We start from the raw sequence: 22,048 nt of genomic DNA on the forward strand, positions 1-22,048 counted from the left end.
CTGAGCCCATGCCGCTCGCCCAGCCCGCCGCATCCGTCCGCCTCGACCGACTCGAGCTGCGGATCCTGCGCATCCCGCTCGTCGCGCCGTTCACGACGTCGTTCGGGACCATGACCGATCGCGAGGTCATCGTCGTGCGCGCGCGGACCGACGCGGGCGACGGCTGGGGCGAGATCGTCACGCAGAGCGCGCCGGTCTACTCGAGCGAGTACACGCAGGGCGCGTGGGACGTCGCGACCCGCTGGCTCGGCCCGGCCCTGCTGCACCGCGGTGAGCTCGCTCCCGAGCAGGTCGCCCCGACGCTCGATCCGTTCGTCGGCCACCGCATGGCGAAGGCGGGTCTCGAGCTCGCCGTCCTCGACGCGGCGCTGCGCTCCGAGGGACGCTCGTTCGCGTCGTACCTGGGTGCCACGGCGGCGACGATCCCGTCGGGGGTGAGCGTCGGCATCCAATCCGACCCGGCGGCGCTCGTCGAGACCGTCCGCGGCTACCTCGACGAGGGGTACGTGCGCATCAAGATCAAGATCAAGCCCGGTCGCGACATCGCCGAGACGGATGCCGTGCGTTCCGCGTTCCCCGAGATCCCGCTGCAGGTCGACGCGAACTCCGCCTACACGCTCCCCGACGCCGACATCCTGGCGCAGCTCGACCGCTTCGGTCTGCTGCTCATCGAGCAGCCGCTGCAGGAGGACGACATCGTCGACCACGCCGCCCTCGCCCAGCAGCTGACGACCCCGATCTGCCTCGACGAGTCGATCACCTCGGTGAAGGCCGCGCGCGACGCGCTCGCCCTCGGCGCGACGACCGTCATCAACGTCAAGGCGGGCCGCGTCGGCGGTTACCTCGAGGCGCTCCGCATCGCCGACCTCTGCGAGGCGGCGGGGATCCCGGTGTGGTGCGGCGGCATGCTCGAAACCGGCATCGGACGTGCCGCGAACGCGGCGCTCGCCGCGCACCCTGCGTTCACGCTGCCGGGCGACGTCTCGGCATCCGCTCGGTTCTACACGGAGGACATCGTGACGGAGCCGGCCGTCCTCGAGGACGGGCACGTGCGGGTACCGACCGGTCCCGGGTTGGGCGTCGAGGTCGACCTCGACGCGCTCGAGCGGTTCACCGTGGCGCGCGAGACGCTGCGGCCCTGAGGGCGCTCAGGCGGGCGTCACCACCAGATGCCGCCGCCGAGCGAGATCCCACCCCAGGTGAGCAGGACGAAGATGCCCGCGAAGACGACGGGGGCGATGCCCTTCCCCCGCCGGGCGAGACCCTTCAGGAGAGCGATGACGACGAGCACGGCCGCGATGAGCGACAGACCGCCGCCGAGGATCAGTCCGATGAAGGCCGGGATCGGCATGAGGATGAGGCCGAGGAGCCCCACCCAGAAGGCGGCCCAGGCGGTCGGGTTCGAGCGGCGTTCGGTGGCGTAGGACATGGACCCATCCTCCCCTGAGGCGTCGGATGCCGCGATGGGGCTGTCCCGAAGGATCGGGCGTGCTAGTGAGCGAGCAGGTCGGCGTGCGCGGACCGGCCGAGGTACAGCGCGACGGCGTCGCGGCTCTTGGTGAGGCAGGCGAGGCGGTCGTCGAGTGCCTGCAGCTCGGCGGCGAGCTCCTCGGCGAGGGCGCGGGTGCACGACGGGGGCCGGGTGGCGCGGCAGTCCGCCTCGAGGTCGAGGACGACCTTCACCATGCGCGTCGAGAGCCCTGCCTGGATCAGGCCGCGCACCCGCTGCGCGCGCTCCACCGCGTCGTCGTCGTACTCGCGGTAGCCGTTGTCCGCGCGTTCCGAGGCGAGCAGGCCCTGCTCCTCGTAGTAGCGCAGCATCCGCTGCGGGATGCCGGTGCGCGCCGTGACCTCGCCGATCCTCATCGCGTCCCCGATCGCCGCTTGACCTTCACATTGATGTGAGACTCTACGCTCGAGGCATGAGCACGTCCACCGCTTCGGTCCCCACCACGGCCACCAGTGCGCCGCGGTTCCCGCTCGGAGCGCTGCTGCTGCTCAGCCTCGCCGTCTTCGTGACAGTGACGGCGGAGTCGCTCCCCGCGGGCCTCCTGCCCGAAATGGTCGCGGGGCTGCAGACCGACCCGCTCGGCGTGGGTCTGCTCATCTCGGTGTGGGCGCTGACGGTGATCGTCACGAGCATCCCGCTCGCGCGCCTGACGGCGCGGTTCGACCGGCGGCTCGTCGCCGCGGGAGCCCTCGCCGCCTTCGCGGTCGCGAACGCCGCGACCGCGCTCGCGCCGACGTACGAGGTCGCCGTCGCGACGCGCATCGCGGCGGGTGTCGCGCACGGCCTCTTCTGGGCGATCGTCATCGTCTACGCGACGTCGCTGCTGGTCCCGTCCCACCTGGGGCGCGGGCTCGCCCTCGTGACGGCGGGCGGCACGGTCGCGACGCTCGCGGGCCTTCCGGCCGGTGCGCTCATCGCGCAGCTGCTGTCGTGGCGCTGGTCGTTCGGCGTGCTCGCGTTCGTCGCGTTCGCCCTTGCCGCGGCGATCGCGATCCGGCTGCCGCGGCGGACGCCCGAGCCGGCGCTGCCGAGGGCGGAGCGTCCGACCGGAGCGGATGCCTCGCTCCTCCCCATCGTGCTCTTCGCGGCGGCCGCGCTCGTGTTCGCCCTCGCCCAGTTCGGGACCTTCACCTACGTGCGCCCGCTGCTCGAGGTGGCGGCGGGGGCTCCGGCCGCCCAGATCCCGGTGCTGCTGTTCGGGTACGGCGCCGCCGGACTCCTCGGTGTCGTCGCGGCGGGCCCGTTGGCCGACCGGTGGCCGCGGGCGTCGCTCGTGGTCGCCCTCGCGGGTCTGGCGGCGGCCTTCGGCATCCTGAGCATCGCGGCCGACACCCCGCTCATGTACGTCGCGCTCGCGGTGTGGGGTCTCACGATCGGCGCCTACTTCCCGCTGCAGCAGTCGATGCTGATGCGCATCGCGACCGATCGCACGCGGACGCTCGCCAGCGCCGGCACCGTCGTCACCTTCAACGTCGGCATCGCCGCCGGTCCCTGGCTCGGCGACCTCGTCGGCGGCGCCGCGCATCCCACGGGAGCCACCGCGCTCTCGGCCGGTGCGGTCCTGATCGCCCTCGCGCTCGTCGTCGCCGCGCTCCTCACCGCCTCGCCCCGCCGCCTCACCTGACCGGCGTCAACGGATGCGAGAGATCCGTCCCGACACGCCGTCCACCGAGCGGATGCCGCGGCGCGTCGCGCGAGATCCATTGCATCCCCTGACACCCACCGACCGCGCCCGACGCCCGAGCACCCCGAGCCGTCCGTCAGCGCGGCAGCGAGGGGTGCGCTTCGTGCGGGTCGCGTCGCTGCGGGATGAACAGGGCGACGCCGAGCGCGACGACGGCGGCGCCGAGTCCCAGCGCGAAGGAGACCTGGAAGGCGGCGGGGGTCGGCACGGCGACCCCGTTCTGCACGGTCGACAGTCCTGCGAGGACGGCGCCGACGACGGCCGCCGCGATCGACGTGCCGAGCGAGCGGAACAGCGCGTTCAGCCCGTTCGAGGCGCCCGTCTCGCTCTGCGGCACCGAGCGCATGATGAGCATCGGCATCCCGGCGTACCCGAACCCGATGCCCACACCGATGAGCAGGTTCGCAACGAGGATGTGCCACACCTCCGATGCCCACAGCAGCGAGTACGCGTAGGCGACGATCAGCGCGCTCGCGCCCATGATCAGCAGCACGCGCGGTCCGATCGTGCGGGCGAGGCGTCCCGAGAACGGCGACAGCACCATCATCACGAGGCCCGCGGGCATGACGATGAGGCTGGCCTGGAACAGGGTGAGCCCGAATCCGCCGACGGATGCCGGCAGCTCGAGCATCTGCGGATACGACACGTTCGAGCCGAACAGCGAGAAGCCCATCGCCACCGAGGCGAGGTTCGTCAGCAGCACGGCCGGCCGCGCGGCGACCCGCAGGTCGAGGAGCGGTTCGCGGATGCGCAGCTCGAACCAGCCCCACAGCAGCAAAACCGCGAGCCCGCCGAGGCCGAGCGCGAGGGTCGCGGGCGACGTCCAGCCCCACTCGGTGCCGCGCGAGACGGCGAGCAGCACACCGGTGAGGCCGACGGCGAGCCCGGCGGCGCCGGCGAAGTCGAAGCGTCCCGCCGTGCGCAGGACGCTCGGCGGCACGATGAGGGCGACGAGCACGAACACCACCGCGCCGAGCCCCGCAGCCATCCAGAACAGCACGTGCCAGTCGCTCGTCTCGGTGATGATCGCGCTGACCGGCATGCCGACCGCGCCGCCGACACCGAGCGTCGCCGACATGAGGGCGATCGCGGCATCCACCCGGTCCTCGTGCAGCACGTCGCGCATGATCGAGATCCCGAGCGGCACGACACCCGTGACGGCACCCTGCAGCGCACGACCGACGATCACGCCGCCGATCCCGGGGGAGAGGGCGGCGATCACGGATCCCACGATGAGCAGGCCGAGCAGCACCAGCACGATGCGGCGCTTGCCGTACATGTCGCCGAGGCGCCCCGCGATCGGGGTGAAGACGGCCGCGGCCAGCAAGGTCGCCGTCACCACCCACGCCGTGTCCTCGCGGCTCGCGTTCAGCAGTTCGGGCAGCTTCGACTGGATCGGCACCACGAGGGTGAACATGAACGACGACGCGAGACCCGCGATCGCCAGGACCGCGACGATCGCGCCCTGTCGTGGCATCCGGGTCAGTCTGCGTCTGTCGTCCGGGGCCATCCCTCCAGGCTATCCCCGGCGCGCGCTGCCGGAGGCGCTCAGCCCGCGCTGCGCCAGGCGTCGGACTCGAGGTGCGACCCGGCCTGCGGGCCCATCTGCAGCATCCCGCCGTCGACGACCCATGTCGCCCCGGTGACGTACGACGACGCCGGCGACGCGAGGAAGGCGATCACGTCCGCGATCTCCTCCGGCTTACCCGGACGCGGGATCGGGATGCCGGGGCGATGCGTGTTCTCGGCGTCCTCGGCATCCATGTCGTTGATCGGTGTGGCGATCTCGCCGGGGGCGACCGAGTTGACCGTGATGCCCTTGGCGCCGAGCTCCTGCGCCATCGTCTTCACGAGACCCTCGAGGCCGTGTTTCGACGCGACGTACGCGGCCGACCCGACCCGCGGCTGCGAGCCGTGCACGCTCGTCACCGCGATGATCCGTCCCTCCTGACCGGCATCCGCCATCAGCATCGCCGCCGTGTGCATCCCGACGAACGCGCCGTCGAGGTTGAGGCCGACGACCTGACGCCATCCCTCGATGTCCATCTCGAGGAAGGGGCCGCCGGTCCCGCCGCCGGCGTTGTTGACGAAGACGTCGAGCCCGCCGAGCTCGGCGGCGAGGCCGCGGATGACGCCGGGCACCGAGTCGAGGTCGGTCGCGTCGAACTGGGCGACGACGGCGTTCCGGCCGCGGCGGCGCACCTCGGCGGCGGTCTCCTCGGCGCCCTCCTGGTCGGAGTGCCACGTGACCCCGACGTCCATGCCGGCGTCGGCGAGGGCGAGGGCGGTCGCCCGGCCGATGCCGGAGTCGGAAGCGGTCACGATGGCACGGCGAGGGGTGAAGGTCATGCGGCCGACGCTACGGACCGCGCCGCGGACAGGGGGCGGGGTTGACAGCGGCGGGCCGCCCCGCAACACCCGTCCGCGTCAGCTCCCCGCAGCCGCCTGCAGCCGCGCGACCTCGTCCTCGGACAGCAGTGCACGCGGCATGACCGCGACCCCGCCGGCCCACGAGCCGACCTTCAGCAGGAGCGCGTCGCCGACCGCATCCACCCGGCGGAACGCCGTCAACCGGATCTCGCTCGTCCCCAGCGCCGAGGTGGCGTGCAGCGCGTCGTCGGTGAGGGTCGCGCTGGCGACGGAGCCGACCGGGTACGCCCGGAGGATGGAGGATCGCACCGCCACCCACGACACGATGACCGTCGCGCTGATGAGGACGACGAGCGCGACGCCCACCCACGCGGCGCCGTCGCTGCCGGTCGCGGTGAGGAACACGCTCAGCGCCACGACGACGGCGGTCACGCTCAGGAGCAGGATCCACGACGGGCGACGAAGCTGCCAGCGCAGGAATCCGCGCATCACCCGGGGGGCGAGGCTCTCATCGACGACGAGCGACCTGCCCCCCTCGGCTGAGGTCACACGGCGTCCGGGGACGGCGCGGCGGGCGCGGCCGGCTCGGCGGCCGGGGCGGTCGCGGACTCGGCGACCGGCGCCGCGGGCTCCGCCGACGCACGGCGGCGCAGCGGGGCGGAAGCCTGCGCGTCCTGCTCCTGCTGCAGCCCCTGGGCGATGCCGCGGCCGGTGGCCTGGCCCTGGATGATGCCGCGCAGGTCGATGCCCGTCGCCGCCTGGACGGCGTCGAAGGTGGCGCGCATGCTCGAGGCGCTCTCGCCGGCGATGTGGCTCGACGCGCCCTCGCCGCCGAGGACCGTGATCGACCCGACCTTGTCGAAGCCGCGGGCGAACTCGGTCATGAGCGGCACGAGGGCCTCGATCGCGCGCTGCGCGAGCAGCGCCTCCTGGTTCTGCGCGATGGCCGCGGCTTCGGCCTTGATCGCCTCGGCGCGGGCCTCACCCTCGAGCCGGATCGCGTCGGCCTCGGCCTGGGCGCGAAGGCGCGTCGCCTCGGCTTCCTGGGCCGCGATCTGCGCGCGGGCCTCGGCGGCCTTGACCTGCGTGTACGCGTCGGCGTCCGCCGAGCGCTGGCGCTCGTAGAGCGACGCGTCGGCGACCTTCTTGACGTCGGCGTCGAGCTGGGCCTGACGGTTCTCGGCCTGCTGCAGGAGGACGGCCTGCTCGCGCTCGGCGCGGGCGAGGGCCTCGGCCTGCTCGGCTTCGGCGCGGGCGCGACCGACCTCGGCGGAGGCCTGGGCGGTGTTGCGGTCGTACGCGGTCTGCTCGATGAGGTTCGCCTCGTCGGTGGCGATCTGGCGCGCCTTGACCTCGCGGGCCGCGTTGATGCGGGCGACCTCGGCCTCGCGGCGCACGCGCTCGACCTCGGTGGCGCCGAGGGCGTCGATGTAGCCGTTCTTGTCGGTGACGCCCTGGATCTGGAACGAGTCGAGGATGAGGCCCTGCGCGAGCAGGTCGCTCTTGATGCCCTCGGCGATCTGGTCCGACAGCTTCTGCCGGTCCTTCATGAGCTGCTCGACGGTCAGGGTCGCGACCACGCCGCGCAGCGCACCCTCGAGCTGCTCGGTGGTGAACTGCTCGATCGCGCCGTCCTGCGAGAGGAACCGCTCCGCGGCGCGACGGACGAACTCGGGGTCGGAGCCGATCTTGACGAGTGCGACACCGCTGACGTTGACGGTGACGCCGTTGGATGCCTGTGCCGTCGGCTCCATCTTGATCTGGCGCGCGCGCAGCGAGATCATCTCGGCGCGCTGCGTGAGCGGGTTGACCAGGGCGCCGCCGCCGGTGATGACGGAGATGCGCGAGGAGTCCCCCGAGGCGCTCTTCTGATTGCGACCGACGATGACGAGCGCCTGGTCGGCCTTCGCGACCTTGTACCAGGCCCGCAGCACCACCATGAAGATGATGATGAAGACGATGACGGCGACGACGATGATGCCGCCGACCACGAACGCGCCTCCCGCGATGAGTGCATCCATAAGTGAGTTCCCCCGTGAGTCTCGATGTCCTTCGTGCGGCACGGCGAACGTGCCCACGTCGAACGTATCGGTTACTCCAGCCGCGTGACGAGGTTCGCGGCATCCCGCCCCTGCCCCCTACGCTGGCGCCATGACGATGCCGCCGCCCGCGCAGCCCTACCCGGTCGCGCCGCCGCTGCGTCCCGAGGACGAGAAGCTCTGGGCGACGCTGACCCACCTGAGCGGCATCTTCCTCTCGTTCGTGGGCGCGCTCGTCGTCTACCTCGTGCTGCGCGACCGGGGGCCGTTCATCCGCGCCCACAGCGCCGCCGCCCTCAACTTCCAGCTCACGGTGCTCATCGCCGCGTTCGTGTGCATCCCGCTGTCGTTCATCGGCATCGGGTTCCTGCTGCTGCTCGCGGTGGGCGTCTACGCCCTCGTGATCGAGATCGTCGCGGCCGTGAAGGCGAGCCAGGGGCAGTGGTACACGCCGCCCCTCAGCATCCGCTTCGTCTCCTGACCCTCGTCGAGCGCCGGAACGGGCCCGGATAGACTGAGGGATGCCGCGTGTCGCGGCGTCCGCGCCCTCGCGCACCCTCTTCACGACGACCATTGGAGCCACCGTGGCCGAGCAGTCCCGTCTCGACAAAGTCATCGCCCTCGCCCGTCACCGCGGGTTCGTCTTCCAGGCGGGCGAGATCTACGGCGGGTCGCGGTCGGCGTGGGACTACGGTCCCCTCGGCACGGAGCTGAAGGAGAACATCCGGCAGCAGTGGTGGCAGACCTTCGTCCGCGGTCGCGGTGACATGGTCGGGCTCGACTCGTCGATCATCCTCCCCAAGCGCGTCTGGGAGGCGTCGGGTCACGTCGCGACCTTCACCGACCCGCTCGTGGAGTGCCTGCAGTGCCACAAGCGGTTCCGCGAGGACACGCTCATCGAGGACTTCGAGGCGCGCAAGGGGCGCAAGGCCGAGAACGGTCTCGGCGACGTGCCCTGCCCGAACTGCGGCACGAAGGGCCAGTACACCGAGCCGAAGTCGTTCTCGGGTCTCGTGAAGACCTACCTCGGTGTCGTCGACGACGAGAGCGGCCTCTACTTCCTGCGTCCCGAGACGGCGCAGGGCATCTTCGTGAACTTCTCGAACGTCCTCACCGCGAGCCGCAAGAAGCCGCCGTTCGGCATCGGCCAGGTCGGCAAGGCGTTCCGCAACGAGATCACGCCCGGCAACTTCATCTTCCGCACGCGCGAGTTCGAGCAGATGGAGATCGAGTTCTTCACGCCGCCGGCCGAGGCGGGCGAGTGGTTCGACCACTGGGTGCAGGCCTGCTGGAACTGGTTCATCGACCTCGGCATCGACCCCGAGAACATGCGCCAGTTCGACGTGCCCGAGGAGGACCGCGCGCACTACTCCGCCGGCACGATCGACGTCGAGTACCGCTTCGGGTTCGCGGGCAAGGAGTGGGGCGAGCTGATGGGTGTCGCCAACCGCACCGACTACGACCTGTCGAGCCACATCGAGGCCTCCGGGCAGAAGCTCACCTACTTCGATCAGGCATCCGGCGAGACCTACGTCCCGTACGTCATCGAGCCGTCGTTCGGTCTGACCCGCGCCATGATGGCGTTCCTCGTCGACGCGTACCGCGAGGAGGAGGTGCCGAACGCGAAGGGCGGCACCGACACCCGCACGGTGCTCGGCCTCGACCCGCGCCTCGCGCCCGTCAAGGTGGCGGTGCTGCCGCTCAGCCGCAACGAGCGCCTGTCGCCGCTGGCCCGCAAGGTGGCCGACGACCTGCGGGCGAACGGCTGGAACGTCGACTTCGACGACGCCGGCGCGATCGGCCGCCGCTACCGCCGTCAGGACGAGATCGGTACGCCGTTCTGCGTCACGGTCGACTTCGACTCGCTCGACGACGACGCCGTGACCATCCGCGACCGCGACTCGATGGCGCAGGAGCGCATCGCGCTCGCCGAGCTGCACGCCTACCTCGCTCCGCGCCTCCGCGGCGCCTGAGTCGGGCGCGGCGCGGTGCGGATCGTCGCGCATCTGATCGCGCTCCTCTGCGCGGAAGGGCTGAAATGCGTTCCGTCCCGCGAAGGGCCTGTCAGTCGAGGACGGTGATCGTCGCGCCCGGCAGCTCGTCGTCGACGACCTGGCGCAGGGTGTCGGAGAGGATGCCGCGCAGCACGCCCTCGTCGACCGCCGCGAGGTCCTTCACGTAGAGGCAGCCGGCGCCCGTCGTATGCGGCCCGAGCCTCGCGAGCGCCTCGGTGTGCGCGTCGGTCCGGTCGAGGTAGATCGTCGTGGCGGCCTTGCGGGGCGAGAAGCCGAGCAGCGGCATCTCGCCCGTGGTGCCGGTCGCGTAGCGGTAACGGCAGGCGCCGAAGCCGATGATCGACCCGGTCCACATCTGCGGCTCGCGCCCGGTGAGCTCCCGCAGCAGCGCGACGAGGGTCTCGGCATCCGAGCGGCGCGTCGCGGGCGTGACCTGCGCGACGAACTCGCCGACGTCGCGCCCCGTGCGCTCCACGGGTCAGCCCTTCGCGGCTTTGGCGGCGGCTTTGGCGGCGCGCTTGTGCTCGCGGACCTTCGCGAGCGACTCCGGCGAGACGATGTCGGCGACGGAGCGGAACGAGCCCTCCTCCCCGTAGGCGCCGGCGGCCTCGCGCCAGCCGGCTCCCGTGAAGCCGTACTGCTTGCCGAGGAGCGCGAGGAAGATCCGCGCCTTCTGGTCACCGAAACCCGGCAGCGCCTTGAGTCGCTTCAGCACGGTCGCGCCGTCCGGGTCGCCTTCGGTCCACAGCGCGGCGGCATCCCCGCCCCACTCGTCGACGAGTGCCTGGCACAGCGCCTGCACGCGACCGGCCATCGACCCGGGGAAGCGGTGCACGGCCGGGGTCTGACCGAACGCGGCGGCGAACTCCTCGGGGTCTGCGGCGGCGATGCCGGCGGCGTCGAGCCCGCCCGTGCGATCGCGGATCTTCAGCGGCCCGGCGAAGGCCGTCTCCATCGCGATCTGCTGGTCGAGCAGCATGCCGATCAGGAGGGCGAGCGGTTCGTCGGTGAGGAGCGCGTCGGCGGCCTCGTCGCCGGTGATGTGGAGGGCCATGCGTCCATGTTCCCACTCTCGGCTCGCGCGGGGTGGGGGAGGATGGACACCATGGATGCCGCGGCCGCCCCCGATCTCATCTCGCAGGCGCGACGTGCGCGCGTCGCCGTCGTCGGAGGCGGTGTCGCCGGGCTCGTCGCAGCGCTCGAGTGCGCCAAGCTCGGCATCCGGGTGACCCTGTTCGAGGCGGGGGAACGACTGGGCGGCATCGTCGCGTCCGCCGAGCTCGACGGCCGGCGGGTCGATGTCGCCGCCGACGGCTTCCGGGTCGCCCCGGGTGCCCTGCAGGAGCTCCTCGACGACCTCGGCCTCGGCGGCGCGGTCGTGCCGGCGCGCGAGGCCGAGACCTGGGTCGCCGGCCCTCACGGGGTCGCACCGCTGCCGGATGCGTCGATCCTCGGCATCCCGGCCAACCCCTTCGACGCCCGCGTGCGCCGGATCATCGGATGGTCGGGCACCTGGCGGGCCTATGTCGACCGGCTGCGGCCGCCGCTGACGATCGGCGCCCAGCGCAGCCTCGGGGCCCTCGTCGAGAGCCGGATGGGTCCGCGGGTCCTCGAGCGGATGGTCGCGCCGCTGACCTTCGGCATCCACGGCGTCCCTCCCGAGGAGGTCGACGTCGACCGGGCCGCCCGCGGCCTCAACGCCGCGCTCACGCGCACCGGTTCGCTCTCGGGCGCCGTCGCGCAGCAGCTGCCCGACGGCGACGCCGGCCCCTCGCGCGCCACGATCGAGGGCGGCATGTCGGTCTTCGTCGACGCCGTTGCGCAGCGCCTCGCCGACCTCGAGGTCGACGTCCGCACCGGAACCGCGGCCACCGGGCTGCGGCGCACCGACGACGGCTGGACCGTGACGTGGACGGCGGAGGACGAGGAGCAGACCCTCGACGTCGACGCGGTCATCGTCGCGGCCCCGGAGGGGCCCGCGCGGCGACTGCTCGCGCCCTACCTGCCCGGCCTCGACGGAGCCGTCCTCTCGCCCGACGACGTCGACGTCGTGACGCTCGTCCTCGATGCCCCCGCCCTCGACGCCCGCCCGCGCGGTCACGCCGTCTACGCGGCTCCCGGCGCCGCGGCGGCGATCGCGGTCGTGCACGCGACGGCGACCTGGCCGCACCGCGCGGGCGAGCCGCACATCGTCCGGGTGACGACACCGGCGAGCGACCTGGCCGACGGCGACGCGATCGCCGCGTCCACGGCCGCCGCCGCCGAGCTGCTCGGCGTCGACCTGGGCACCGTGCGCGGGACGCACCGCGCCCGCTGGTCGCGGTCGCTGCCGTCCTCCGCCCTGTCACCCGCGCGGGACGAGGTGCGCCGCGCCGTCCGGCAGGACGAGCGGCTCGGCGTCGTCGGCGCGTGGGTCGACGGCACCGGCCTCACGCGCGTCGTCGCCGATGCGAAGGACGAAGCGGAGCGCATCCGATCCGGCCTGCTGTGGCACGCGGGCGGGCAGGCTGCCTCCACCTGAGCCGCCTGTCAAGGGTGGATGCCGCGAACGGAATGCGCCGTTACGCTGGGTCCTCGGCATCACATCGCTTCGAACGTGAGGAATCGCCATGAAGGGCAAGATCGGAATCGTCGTCGGGCTCACCGCCGGCTACGTGCTCGGGGCCCGTGCGGGCCGCCAGCGCTACGAGCAGATCAAGGACGCATACCTGCGGGTCTACAACACCCCCGCCGTCCAGAAGCAGGTCGACAAGGTCGGCGAGTTCGGCAAGTCGGCGGCCTTCGCCCTGCCGAGCGTGCTGTGGAGCAGCGCGGTGAAGATCACCCGCGCCGCCACCACGAAGGGCACCGCGGGAGACAAACTCGACGCCGCCCTCGACGCGTCGAAGGACGCCGCGGACGACGTGAAGGATGCCGCCGAGACGACTGCCGACGCCGTGTCGAGCTCCGCCAAGCGGTCGACCGGCTCGGGTACCGCGAAGCGTTCCTCCGGCACCGGCACCAAGAAGTCTTCGTCCGCCTCATGAGCACGCCTCGCGGATTCCGCGACCGGGGTGACGACAACCTCCTCGGTCTCGTCGGCGAGCTCCCCGAGCTCGTCAAGAACCTCATCGTCGCCGAGATCAACGCGGCGAAGGCCTGGGCGACGCGGACCGGGAAGGATGCCGGCGTCGTCGGCCTCTGGTTCGTCCTGGCGCTGTTCGTCTTGTTCTGGACCCTCCCGGCGATCGGTGCCTTCACGGTCATCGGTCTGTCCTCGTGGATGGCGCCCTGGCTGGCGGCGCTCATCCTCGTCGTGCTCGGTCTGCTGCTCGTGGTGATCTTCGGGATCCTCGGGATGCTGCGGATCAAGCGCATGAAGAACCGTGAGAACCCCGCGAAGGCCCTGTCGACCGACGCCCGAATCGTGAAGGAAGTGGCCGATGAGTTCTGACCTGCCCCGCACCGCCGTTCCGCTCGGCATCACGGACCCCGTCGAGCGCGCGCGCGCCGAGCTGAAGGCCGCGCTCGCCGCGATCGAGGAGAAGGCGAACGTCCCCAAGCGGGCCGCCCGCGCCACGCGGCGCGCCCAGGTCTCGGCCCGCGAGTTCGCGGACCGCAACCCCTCGGGTGCCGTCGTCGCCGCGGTCGGTGTCGCGGCCGCCATCGGGCTCGTCGTCTGGGGAGCCGTCCGGCTGTACACGCGCTGATCGGTGCGGCCGGACCCCGTCGCCGCGACGTCGCTGACGACCGGGGGTATGCTCGGAGCAGGCAGCGGCGATGGTGCAGATGCTGCCGACGACAGGGTCCCGAACGTGCGCATCTGCGCGCATCCCTCCGCTGAGCGTCGGCCGTCTCGCTCAGGGGCGGCCACCGCCGACACGAGAGTCGAACCATGAACACACCTGCTGCGGCAGCACCGAAGCCCCTCAAGGGCTGGCGGGTGCTCGTCCCGCGCGGGGGTCCCTGGGGAGACAGCGTCGCCGCGGCGCTGCGCGCGCAGGGGGCGACGCCGGTGATCGCGCCGCTCATCAACTTCGCCCCGTCCGCGGACCCGACCGACCTCGAGTCGGCGCTCCGCGACCTCGCGTCGGGCGCCTTCGACTGGGTGACCCTCACGAGTTCGACGACCGTCGACGTCCTCCACGCCTACCGTGCGGTGATCCCTCCCACCACCCGCGTCGCCGCTGTGGGTGAGACGACCGCCGCGGCGCTCGGCGCCGTCGGCTACCGCGTCGACCTGGTCCCCGACGACGACAACTCGGCTGCGGGGATGGCGGCGCAGCTCATCGCCCTCGAGCCGGAGCCCATGCGGGTGCTGACGCTCCGCAGCGAACTGGCCAAGCCGGTCCTGACGCGGCTGCTCGTCGAGGCGGGGCACGACGTCCGCAGTGTCGTGGCGTACCGCACCGTCGGGGTGCCGGTCACCGAGAAGGTGGCCACCGACGTCCGTTCCGGGCGCATCAACGCGATCCTCGTCACCAGTGGCTCCGTCGCCGAACAGGTCCACGAGCAGTTCCCCGAGATCCCGGCGGGCACTGTGATCGCCGCGATCGGTCCCCGCACGGCGAAGGACGCCCGCCGCGCCGGGCTGGGGGTCAGCGTGATCGCGAAGGAGCAGACGGTCGCCGGGCTCATCGCCGCCGTGGCCCAGTTCCCGTTGCCGCACGCAATCGACGAGTTCGCCCCGCCGACCGGTTCGTTCCCCCGCATCCAGGGCTGAGGCGGATGGCCGAGACCGGATCGTTGCGGATGCGGCATCCGTCGTACGGGACGCGTTTGGCAGACTGATCCCATGGTGACGCTGCTGCTCGACTCGTCGCGACTGGAGGTCGCGCTCTCGGCCACCGAGCGTGCGCTGTCGTTCCGCAAGGACGCCGTCCGCGTCGAGCGCACCCACATCGCGAAGGTGCAGCTCGTCGACGACCCGTGGACGTGGCTGCGCGGGGTGCCGACCCCCGGCACCGTCATCCCGCGGACCGTCGCGATGGGGCGGTGGCGCTCCGCCGGCGGCGACGATTTCGTGCTCGTGCGGCGGCGGCGCCCCTCGGTCGTGATCGACCTCGACGGCGACCCCGAGTTCCAGCGCCTCGTCATCACCACGCGACACGGGCTCGCCCTCGTCCAGGCCCTGCGCCTCGAAGCCGACGACGAGCCCGTGGATGTCGTCGAGCTCGTGACGACGGAGATCCCGGTGCAGCGACCGGATGCCGCGGCGGACGGACCCGTGCGGGCGCCGCGTCGCCGGGCGGTACGACCCGCGCAGGCCTGACGCGCTCGGCCGGCACCGAGGATCCGGCCGGTAACGTTGCCCGGGTGAGTGAACCCGCGGCATCCCGTCTGCTCGTCCGTGCGGAGGGGAGCGTCGGACGCATCACGCTGAACCGGCCCGAGGCGATCAACGCCGTCGACCACGGCATGATCCGCGGCATCGCCGACGCGCTCGACGCGTGGGAGCATCACCCCGACATCCGCCTGATCCTGCTCGACGGCGCGGGCGAGCGGGGCTTCTGCGCTGGCGGGGACGTGCGCGCGCTCCGCGAGCAGATCCTGGCGGGCGAGGCCGAGGCGGCGATGGCGTTCTTCCGCGACGAGTACGCGCTGAACGCGAGGATCGCGGAGTACCCGAAGCAGGTCGTCGTCTTCGCCGACGGCGTGACGATGGGCGGCGGCATCGGCCTGGCGGGGCACGCCTCGGTGCGCCTGGTCACCGAGCGCTCCCGACTCGCGATGCCCGAGACCCGCATCGGCTTCACCCCCGACGTGGGCGGGTCGTGGCTGCTCGGCCGCGCGCCCGGACGGGTCGGCGAGTACCTCGCCCTGACGGGCGGGACGATGGATGCCGCCGACGCGATCCACGCCGGATTCGCCGACCACTTCGTGCCCGCCGACCGCCTCGGCGACGTGCGGCACGCCCTCGTCACGCGGGCCGACCCCGACACACCGACCGAGATCGCGATGCTGTTCGACGAGACCCCCGAACCCGGTCGTCTCGCCGCCTCGCGCGCGTGGATCGACGACGCGTTCGCCGCCGACACGGTCGCCGAGATCATCGCCCGCCTTCGCGACCGCCCCGAAGCGGATGCCGCGGCCACGGCGGACCTGCTCGAGACCCAGGCTCCGACCGCGCTGACCGTCACCCTCGCCGCCGTGCGCTCGGCACGCGGGCTGCCGGACCTGCGCGCGGCCCTGGCGCAGGAGTACGCGCTCGTGGAATGGTTCGGCCGCACCCAGCCCGACCTCGTCGAGGGGATCCGCGCGCAACTCGTCGACAAGGACCGAGCGCCGCGCTGGCAGCCGGCCCGCCTGCACGAGGTCCCCGCCGAGACCGCCGACACCGCGCTCTCGTTCCGCCCGAGCGTCCCCCTCTGGAGCTGACGTGTTCGACAGCCCCCTCTCCGCGTCGGCGTACGAGGTCCTCGGCGTGGCCGCCGACGCGAGCGACGACGACCTGCGCAAGGCCTACCGGTTGCGTCTGCGGCAGACGCATCCCGACACCGGCGGCGACGCCGCGCAGTTCGTGCAGGTGCAGCGCGCGTGGGAGCTCGTGGGGACCGCCGAGGCCCGCGCGGCGTACGACCGCGGCCACGGCTTCGGTGAGACCGCCTCGTACGGCCCGGATCCGTCGGCCCCGATGTGGCGGCCCCCTGCCCGGCAGGCCGACACCCGGCCGCGCGCCCGCTCGTTCGGGCAGCCCGGCGGCTGGCGTCGCGAGCGGTACCTCGACCTGATCCGTGAGTGGGCGGGTCGCGGGGTGGACCTCGCCGACCCGTACGATCCCGCCCTCGTCCGCAGCGCGCCGCACGAGGTGCGCCGCCTGCTCGCGGATGCGCTCGCCGAGGAGGCGACGGCGCGGATCGTCGCCGAGCTCGGTATGGGGTACACCGTGTGGCACGACGTGGCGGCCGATGCGCGGAACCCGGACGTGAAGCTCGACCACGTCGTGCTGGGGCCGAGCGGCCTCTACGCCGTGCTGTCGGAGGACTTCGGCGCGCCGGTGCGCACCCGCCGCGGTGAGCTCGAGGGCGACGCGGTCGTCGGCGCTCCCGTCGCGCAGCTCGTGCTCGCGGCGCGCGCGCTCGGCCGTGCGGCGAAGGTGCGGTTCAGCGCCGCGCTCGTCGTCCTCCCCGACGACGACGTCGCGACGGCGGTGGAGGAACTCGGCAAGGTGAAGGGTCTGCCCGTCGCCGTCGTCGCCCGCAGCGCCCTCGCGACGGTCCTCCGCCGCGGCGTCAGCGGTGCGCGCGACATCGGCGGCAACGAGCTCTTCGACGTGCGGACGCGACTGCAGCAGACCGTCCGCTTCGCCTGAGTCTCAGTCGCGGCCGCCCATGAGCTGCATCGGGTGCGTGAGGCGCCACCACGGGTCGGGGCCGGAGATCGCGGTCTTCACGCTCACCGGCACCTCGACCTGGTCGGCCGGCCCCGAGAGGACGAGCGTGCCCGCATCCGCTCCGGCCGCGGCATCCGCCTCGATGTCGAAGGATGCCTCGGCCGTCGCCGTCGCACCGTTCCACAGGTGCAGCTCGGCGTCCTCGTCGGTGACGAGCGTGGTCTTCGCGCCCCAGGCCGTGGTGACCTCGGCGACCACCGTGCCGGCGGGGAGGGTGGAGGTGACGGACGCCTCCTGCGCGACGGCGTCGAGCAGGGCTTCGGTATCGTCGACGCGGGCGCCGTCCGTCGGCGCGCCGGCGACGGAGGCGAACAGCGCCGTGGGGCCGCCGCCGAGGTCGACCGTCCGCGCGGCGACGAGGTTGTAGTAGCCCGCGTAGCTGCCGGTCTTCAGACCCACGACGCCGTCGGTGCCGAGCAGGGCGTTGGTGTTCTCGAACTCGCCCGCGCCGGGCAGCTCCGCGGTCTCCGTGGCGACGATCTCGGCGATTACGGGGTTGGCGAGCGCCTTCTCGGCGAGGGCGACCATGGCCGCCGGGGTGGCGACGTTGCCGCGGTCATAGCCGGAGGCATCCGTCACCGTGATGCCGTCGAGCCCGTTCTCGGCGAGCCACGCATTCGCGGCGGTGACGTACTCCTCGACGGAGCCGAACGCGTCGGTCGCGAGACGGTCGGCGTAGTTGCTGGCCGAGGCGATGAGCATGCCCTGAAGCATCTGGTACTCGGTCAGCGAGCCGTCGTCGGGGACGTTGAGCGCCGACTGGTTCTGCCCGACGTAGTCCCAGTACTCCAGGCGGTCGGCGTACGTGAACGCGTACTCGGGACCCTGCTCGCCGGCGGCGAGGGGCGCCTGGTCGAGGATGACGAGGGCGGTCACCAGCTTGGTCGTGCTCGCCATCTGCGCCGGCGTCTCGGACGAGGCCGCGGGAGCGAACCCGGTGATGCCGACGGCGGATTCGCCCTCGGCGGGCCACGCGATCGCACTCGCCGCCCCCGTCAGGGCGGCGGCGTCGGTCGTCGTCGCCGAGGGCGTCACGTTGTTCAAGGGCCAGAGCAGCATGGCGCTCGTGTAGGCCGTCACGACCGCCAGGACGGCGAGGGCCGGAATGCCGAGGACGGCGAGCGGGATGCCGCGCCGCCGACGCTCGGGCGGCAGCAGTTCGAAGGTCGCGGGCTGAGCCTGGGAGGCGCTCACCGGACGCCCCTCCTCGTCGACCCACCCGAGCGCACGGTGATCGGCGGCAGGGGAGGCAGGCGTCGCACCGCGCCGGCGTCGGCGCGTGCGGGAATCGGCGTCGTCCACGGTCACCGGACAACGGTAGCGCGCTCTCCCTGTGGCTATACTCGACGCACAACCACGGGAGTCCGGTGAGCCGGGCTGAGAGGAAGCGATCCACGCTTCGACCGTCGAACCTGATCCGGATCATGCCGGCGCAGGGAGGAGAGAGAAATGCACGCTGTCGCGTCCACGTCCGAGACCCGGACCACCACGTCGCCGAACCGCTCGCGTTGGCGGGTCGTCGACATCGTCGTCGCCGCCGTCCTCGGTGTCGCGGTGGGCCTGCTGTTCTGGTTCTGGAACGGCGTCGGTTACGGCTGGTTCGAGGTGATGGATGCCGCGACCCCCGGCCTCGGCGGCTTCGCTGTCGGCATCTGGCTCATCGGCGGTGTCATTGGCGGTCTCGTGATCCGGAAGCCCGGTGCCGCGCTGCTCGTCGAGGTCGTCGCCGCGGCCGTCTCGGCCACGATCGGCAACATCTGGGGCCCGTCGACGCTGCTGTCGGGCCTCGTCCAGGGCCTCGGCGCCGAGCTCATCTTCGCGGTGTTCCTCTACCGCCGCTTCGGCATCGGTGTGGCCGCGCTCGCCGGCGTCGGCGCGGGCGTCGCCGCGTGGATCTTCGAACTGTTCTTCGGCTCGACCCCGAACATCCTGAAGACGCTCGAGTTCAACCTCATCTACCTCGGCACGATCATCGTCTCGGGCGTCGTGCTCGCCGGCGTCGTGGGTTGGCTGCTCGTCCGGGCTCTCGCAAAGACCGGTGCCCTCAGCCGGTTCGCCGCGGGTCGAGAACAGGCGGACGAGGTCTGACCACCGGGTCCCGCCCGGCCGGACTCCGCGCACGCGGCTGGGGGTGGCGCTACGCGGGCCGTCGCCGACCGGCCGTCGCGGACGTCGACCTCGACATCGCCCCCGGCGAGCGGGTGCTCCTGCTCGGTGCATCGGGCGCGGGCAAGTCGACGCTCCTCGCGGGGATGGCGGGGCTGCTCGGCGGTGACGAGGACGGCGAGGCGTCGGGTCGGATGACGATCGACGGCGCCGATCCGGGCACGCAGCGCGGCCGTGTCGGCCTCGTGCTGCAGGATCCCGACGCCGGGGTCGTGCTCTCCCGCGTCGGCGACGACGTGGCATTCGGTTGCGAGAACCTCGGCGTCCCGCCCGAACGCATCCCGGCGCGGGTGCGCGCCGCGCTCGACGCCGTCGGGCTCGACGTCCCGCTCGACCGCGAGACCACGCGGCTCTCGGGCGGCCAGAAGCAGCGCCTCGCGATCGCGGGCGCCCTCGCGATGGACGCGGGTCTGCTGCTGCTCGACGAGCCGACCGCCAACCTCGACCCCGTCGGGGTCCGCGAGGTGCGCGCCGCGGTCGGACGGGCGGTGGAGGCCACGGGCGCCACCCTCGTCGTGATCGAGCACCGGACGGACGTGTGGGTCGACCTCATGACGCGGGTCGTGGTTCTCGACGCCGAAGGGGGTCTGCTCGCGGACGGAACACCCGCCGAAGTGTTCACCCGTCACGCGGCGACCCTGCTCGCGGCCGGGGTCTGGCTGCCGGGTCACCCCGTCGACCTGCCCGCGCTGCCGGCCGTGACGGCGGACGTCCCCGCCGCCCTCCGGGCGAGGGGGCTGGCCGTCTCACGGGACGGGCGGACGCCGGTGCGCGAGGGACTGGACCTCGAGGTGGCGGCGGGGGCGGCATCCGTCATCACCGGACCCAACGGCGTCGGCAAGTCGACCCTCGCGCTGACCGTCGCGGGGCTCCTGCCGGAGTTCGCCGGGACCGTCGAGGCGGGCACCGTGCCCGCGGGGCGTCGGGGAGCGCGGCCCTCCCGCTGGAGTTCGCGCGAGCTCCTCACCCGGATCGGCACCGTGTTCCAGGACCCCGAGCACCAGTTCCTCGCCTCGACGGTGCGTGCAGAGCTCGAGGTCGGACCGCGCGCCCTCCGGCGCCCGCCCCGCGAGATCGACGCCGTCGTGGACCGGCTGCTCGACGAGCTCGGGCTCACCGCGCTCGCGCGCGCCAATCCGTTCACGCTGTCGGGCGGTCAGAAGCGGCGGCTGTCGGTGGCCACCGTCCTCGCCACATCGCCCGAGGTCATCGTCCTCGACGAGCCGACGTTCGGGCAGGACCGTCGCGGCTGGGCCGGCATCGTCTCGCTGCTGCAGGCGCAGGTCGCCGACGGGCGCGCGGTCGTCGCGGTGACGCACGACGAGGATGCGGTGCGGCTGCTCGGCGGACGGCACATCGAGCTCGCGGCGGTGGCGTCATGATCCTCGCGGCGGCCGACACCGGGACCGCGAGGCGGGACGCGTGGCTCGACGGGGTCAACCCGGCGGTCCGCATCCTGCTCGCCTTCGTCCTGGCCATCCCGCTGCTGACGACGATCGACGCGGTCAGCGCTGGTGTCGCCGTCGTGCTGATGGTGCTGTGCATCCCGCTGACCGGGATCGGGTTCGGGGCGACGCTGCGACGGATGGCGCCCGTGCTCGTGCTGATGCCGGTCGCCGGGCTGAGCATGCTGCTGTACGCCGAGCCGGGCGGGCGCGTGTACGCCTCGTTCTGGTACGCGACGATCAGCGACGCGTCGATCGGGTTCGCGGTGGCGGTCGGGGTGCGGGTCATCGCGCTCGCGCTTCCGACGGTCCTGCTGTTCAGCCGCGTCGACCCGATCGAGCTCGCCGCGGCGCTCGCTCAGATCGTGCGGCTGCCCGCGCGACTCGTGCTCGGGGTGCTGGCCGGGACGCGCACGCTCGGGCTGGTCGTCGACGACTGGCGGGCCATGCGCCTCGCGCGGCGGGCGCGCGGCGTGGGGGACCGGAACGCCGTGCGCCGGTTCTTCTCGATGGCGTTCGTGCTCCTCGTCTTCGCGGTGCGTCGCGGCACGCGCCTCGCGACCGCGATGGAGGCGCGCGGGTTCGGCGCGCCCGTCGAACGCACCTGGGCCCGCACGTCGCGGCTGTCCCGCCGGGACGCGGTCGCCGTGGTCGGTGCGCTGGCGATCGTGGCCGTGGCGATCTCGGTCGCCGTGGCCGTCGGCTCGTTCCGCGTCGTCTGGATGTGAGTCGCGGGTCAGAACACGTAGGCGAAGCAGATCGAACGGGGCATCGTCTCGGCGTACGGCTCGTACACCGGGATGCGGGTGAATCCGAGCGACTCGTAGAGGGCGACCGATTCGGGCTGCGGGATGCCGGTCTGCAGGATGACCCGATCGGCACCGCCCGCGCGTGCCCGGTCGAGCGCGGCGCCCATGAGGGTTCGCGCGATGCCGCGGCCCCGCGCCGCCTCGGTGACGACGAGGCGCTTGATCTCCCACTCCTCGCCGAGGCGACGGAGGATGACGTGGCCGGTCGGTGTGCCGTCGGCATCCACCGCGATCAGGGTCGCGACGATCTCGTCGGGGTGCATCGCGAGGGCGCGGGAGCGCGCGGCCTTCCGCTCGGCGGGCTCGTCGCCATGGAACCCGTCGTAGCGGGCGCCGAGGTCGGCATCCAACTCATCGCGGAGCGCGGTCGCGCGCGGGTCGGCCCACGCGACCTCGAGGATGCGGGACCCGGTGCTCGTCCGTTCGCTCACCGGTCGAGCCTAAGCGCCCGCGGGGGTGTCGCGGCTGGTAGCGTCCGCGGTATGTCCGCCCCCGCCGTTCCTCCGCGCCTGCGGCGGAGCGGTGCCGGCGGCGTCCTCGCGGTCGCGGTGCTGCAGGCGGTCGCGATCGTGGTCACCGGGGTGCTGTGGTTCCTGCGCGGCGTCCTCGCCGGCGGGCACTGCTCTCCGTCGTGCGAC

General features: G+C 72.7%; 25 protein-coding genes and 1 riboswitch. Of the genes, 15 read left to right on the forward strand and 10 right to left on the reverse strand.

What is annotated here, in order from left to right:
• Window positions 1-8: 8 nt before the first annotated feature.
• A complete protein-coding gene (menC, locus tag ACPEH0_RS11685; RefSeq protein ID WP_366214216.1) occupies window positions 9-1,142 on the forward strand; it encodes an o-succinylbenzoate synthase in 1,134 nt (377 codons plus the stop codon).
• A 17-nt stretch (window positions 1,143-1,159) separates the two neighbouring features.
• Here the strand turns inward: menC and ACPEH0_RS11690 are convergent, their stop codons facing one another.
• Together ACPEH0_RS11690 and ACPEH0_RS11695 are read right to left on the reverse strand one after the other, a co-directional pair.
• The gene (locus tag ACPEH0_RS11690) at window positions 1,160-1,429 is read right to left on the reverse strand and encodes a hypothetical protein (RefSeq protein ID WP_064003430.1); all 270 of its coding nucleotides are present in this window, start codon (window positions 1,427-1,429) and stop codon (window positions 1,160-1,162) included.
• Window positions 1,430-1,491: 62 nt separating this feature from the next.
• Window positions 1,492-1,866 carry a MerR family transcriptional regulator gene (locus tag ACPEH0_RS11695; RefSeq protein ID WP_311861348.1) on the reverse strand — a complete coding sequence of 125 codons (375 nt, stop codon included), beginning with the start codon at window positions 1,864-1,866 and terminating at the stop codon, window positions 1,492-1,494.
• Between the two features lie 56 nt (window positions 1,867-1,922).
• On the opposite strand from ACPEH0_RS11695, the gene ACPEH0_RS11700 reads away from it, so the two are divergent.
• Window positions 1,923-3,134, forward strand: a complete 1,212-nt coding sequence (locus tag ACPEH0_RS11700; RefSeq protein WP_366214217.1) for an MFS transporter — start codon at window positions 1,923-1,925, stop codon at window positions 3,132-3,134.
• 136 nt (window positions 3,135-3,270) lie between these two features.
• Here ACPEH0_RS11700 and ACPEH0_RS11705 read toward each other — a convergent pair whose 3' ends face one another.
• The 4 genes from ACPEH0_RS11705 to ACPEH0_RS11720 all read right to left on the reverse strand — a co-directional run bounded on the left by ACPEH0_RS11705 (window position 3,271) and on the right by ACPEH0_RS11720 (window position 7,585).
• A complete protein-coding gene (locus ACPEH0_RS11705; RefSeq protein ID WP_366214218.1) occupies window positions 3,271-4,671 on the reverse strand; it encodes an MFS transporter in 1,401 nt (466 codons plus the stop codon).
• Between the two features lie 71 nt (window positions 4,672-4,742).
• Window positions 4,743-5,543 carry an SDR family oxidoreductase gene (locus tag ACPEH0_RS11710; protein ID WP_217532422.1) on the reverse strand — a complete coding sequence of 267 codons (801 nt, stop codon included), beginning with the start codon at window positions 5,541-5,543 and terminating at the stop codon, window positions 4,743-4,745.
• Window positions 5,544-5,621: 78 nt separating this feature from the next.
• On the reverse strand, window positions 5,622-6,113 hold the full coding sequence (locus ACPEH0_RS11715) for a hypothetical protein (RefSeq protein WP_366214219.1): 492 nt from the start codon (window positions 6,111-6,113) through the stop codon (window positions 5,622-5,624).
• A complete protein-coding gene (locus tag ACPEH0_RS11720) occupies window positions 6,110-7,585 on the reverse strand; it encodes an SPFH domain-containing protein (RefSeq protein ID WP_217532426.1) in 1,476 nt (491 codons plus the stop codon). Before ACPEH0_RS11720 ends, ACPEH0_RS11715 begins: the two co-directional genes overlap by 4 nt.
• A 130-nt stretch (window positions 7,586-7,715) precedes the next feature.
• Here ACPEH0_RS11720 and ACPEH0_RS11725 point away from each other — a divergent pair, with 130 nt between their 5' ends.
• Together ACPEH0_RS11725 and ACPEH0_RS11730 are read left to right on the forward strand one after the other, a co-directional pair.
• The gene (locus tag ACPEH0_RS11725; protein WP_366214220.1) at window positions 7,716-8,084 is read left to right on the forward strand and encodes a DUF4870 domain-containing protein; all 369 of its coding nucleotides are present in this window, start codon (window positions 7,716-7,718) and stop codon (window positions 8,082-8,084) included.
• 103 nt (window positions 8,085-8,187) lie between these two features.
• Complete coding sequence (locus ACPEH0_RS11730) at window positions 8,188-9,576, forward strand: glycine--tRNA ligase (protein ID WP_366214320.1); 1,389 nt, start codon at window positions 8,188-8,190, stop codon at window positions 9,574-9,576.
• Between the two features lie 91 nt (window positions 9,577-9,667).
• Here the strand turns inward: ACPEH0_RS11730 and ACPEH0_RS11735 are convergent, their stop codons facing one another.
• Window positions 9,668-10,093 carry a DUF1801 domain-containing protein gene (locus ACPEH0_RS11735; RefSeq protein ID WP_366214221.1) on the reverse strand — a complete coding sequence of 142 codons (426 nt, stop codon included), beginning with the start codon at window positions 10,091-10,093 and terminating at the stop codon, window positions 9,668-9,670.
• Between the two features lie 3 nt (window positions 10,094-10,096).
• On the reverse strand, window positions 10,097-10,672 hold the full coding sequence (locus tag ACPEH0_RS11740) for an HhH-GPD-type base excision DNA repair protein (RefSeq protein WP_217532432.1): 576 nt from the start codon (window positions 10,670-10,672) through the stop codon (window positions 10,097-10,099).
• A gap of 51 nt (window positions 10,673-10,723) precedes the next feature.
• Between ACPEH0_RS11740 and ACPEH0_RS11745 the strand changes: the two genes are divergently transcribed.
• The 8 genes from ACPEH0_RS11745 to ACPEH0_RS11780 all read left to right on the forward strand — a co-directional run bounded on the left by ACPEH0_RS11745 (window position 10,724) and on the right by ACPEH0_RS11780 (window position 16,909).
• Window positions 10,724-12,139, forward strand: coding sequence for a protoporphyrinogen/coproporphyrinogen oxidase (locus ACPEH0_RS11745; RefSeq protein WP_217532434.1), 1,416 nt, complete (start codon window positions 10,724-10,726; stop codon window positions 12,137-12,139).
• A gap of 88 nt (window positions 12,140-12,227) precedes the next feature.
• Entirely contained in the window at window positions 12,228-12,644 is a 417-nt protein-coding gene (locus ACPEH0_RS11750; RefSeq protein WP_064003418.1) for a hypothetical protein, read from the forward strand.
• A complete protein-coding gene (locus ACPEH0_RS11755) occupies window positions 12,641-13,051 on the forward strand; it encodes a phage holin family protein (RefSeq protein WP_366214222.1) in 411 nt (136 codons plus the stop codon). Before ACPEH0_RS11750 ends, ACPEH0_RS11755 begins: the two co-directional genes overlap by 4 nt.
• Entirely contained in the window at window positions 13,041-13,307 is a 267-nt protein-coding gene (locus ACPEH0_RS11760; RefSeq protein ID WP_064003416.1) for a hypothetical protein, read from the forward strand. The genes ACPEH0_RS11755 and ACPEH0_RS11760 overlap by 11 nt, the downstream gene beginning before the upstream one ends.
• Before the next feature lie 185 nt (window positions 13,308-13,492).
• Window positions 13,493-14,320 carry a uroporphyrinogen-III synthase gene (locus ACPEH0_RS11765; protein ID WP_366214223.1) on the forward strand — a complete coding sequence of 276 codons (828 nt, stop codon included), beginning with the start codon at window positions 13,493-13,495 and terminating at the stop codon, window positions 14,318-14,320.
• A gap of 72 nt (window positions 14,321-14,392) precedes the next feature.
• The gene (locus tag ACPEH0_RS11770; protein WP_366214225.1) at window positions 14,393-14,869 is read left to right on the forward strand and encodes a hypothetical protein; all 477 of its coding nucleotides are present in this window, start codon (window positions 14,393-14,395) and stop codon (window positions 14,867-14,869) included.
• 44 nt (window positions 14,870-14,913) lie between these two features.
• On the forward strand, window positions 14,914-15,975 hold the full coding sequence (locus tag ACPEH0_RS11775) for an enoyl-CoA hydratase/isomerase family protein (RefSeq protein ID WP_366214226.1): 1,062 nt from the start codon (window positions 14,914-14,916) through the stop codon (window positions 15,973-15,975).
• 1 nt (window position 15,976) lies between these two features.
• Entirely contained in the window at window positions 15,977-16,909 is a 933-nt protein-coding gene (locus tag ACPEH0_RS11780) for a J domain-containing protein (protein ID WP_366214227.1), read from the forward strand.
• Window positions 16,910-16,912: 3 nt separating this feature from the next.
• Here the strand turns inward: ACPEH0_RS11780 and ACPEH0_RS11785 are convergent, their stop codons facing one another.
• The gene (locus tag ACPEH0_RS11785) at window positions 16,913-18,298 is read right to left on the reverse strand and encodes a D-alanyl-D-alanine carboxypeptidase family protein (RefSeq protein ID WP_366214228.1); all 1,386 of its coding nucleotides are present in this window, start codon (window positions 18,296-18,298) and stop codon (window positions 16,913-16,915) included.
• Between the two features lie 38 nt (window positions 18,299-18,336).
• Window positions 18,337-18,446, forward strand: a riboswitch (TPP riboswitch).
• Here ACPEH0_RS11785 and ACPEH0_RS11790 point away from each other — a divergent pair.
• From ACPEH0_RS11790 to ACPEH0_RS11800, 3 genes are all read left to right on the forward strand, one after another.
• Complete coding sequence (locus ACPEH0_RS11790) at window positions 18,440-19,078, forward strand: ECF transporter S component (RefSeq protein ID WP_253035253.1); 639 nt, start codon at window positions 18,440-18,442, stop codon at window positions 19,076-19,078. Its footprint overlaps the riboswitch before it by 7 nt.
• 113 nt (window positions 19,079-19,191) lie before the next feature.
• Complete coding sequence (locus ACPEH0_RS11795; protein ID WP_423719470.1) at window positions 19,192-20,538, forward strand: ABC transporter ATP-binding protein; 1,347 nt, start codon at window positions 19,192-19,194, stop codon at window positions 20,536-20,538.
• A complete protein-coding gene (locus tag ACPEH0_RS11800) occupies window positions 20,535-21,329 on the forward strand; it encodes an energy-coupling factor transporter transmembrane component T family protein (protein ID WP_366214229.1) in 795 nt (264 codons plus the stop codon). The genes ACPEH0_RS11795 and ACPEH0_RS11800 overlap by 4 nt, the downstream gene beginning before the upstream one ends.
• A gap of 8 nt (window positions 21,330-21,337) precedes the next feature.
• Here the strand turns inward: ACPEH0_RS11800 and ACPEH0_RS11805 are convergent, their stop codons facing one another.
• Complete coding sequence (locus tag ACPEH0_RS11805) at window positions 21,338-21,841, reverse strand: GNAT family N-acetyltransferase (protein WP_366214230.1); 504 nt, start codon at window positions 21,839-21,841, stop codon at window positions 21,338-21,340.
• Between the last annotated feature and the right edge of the window lie 207 nt (window positions 21,842-22,048).

The organism is Microbacterium sp. NPDC079356 (assembly GCF_049545465.1).
Taxonomy (GTDB): Bacteria; Actinomycetota; Actinomycetes; order Actinomycetales; family Microbacteriaceae; genus Microbacterium; species Microbacterium gawkjiense.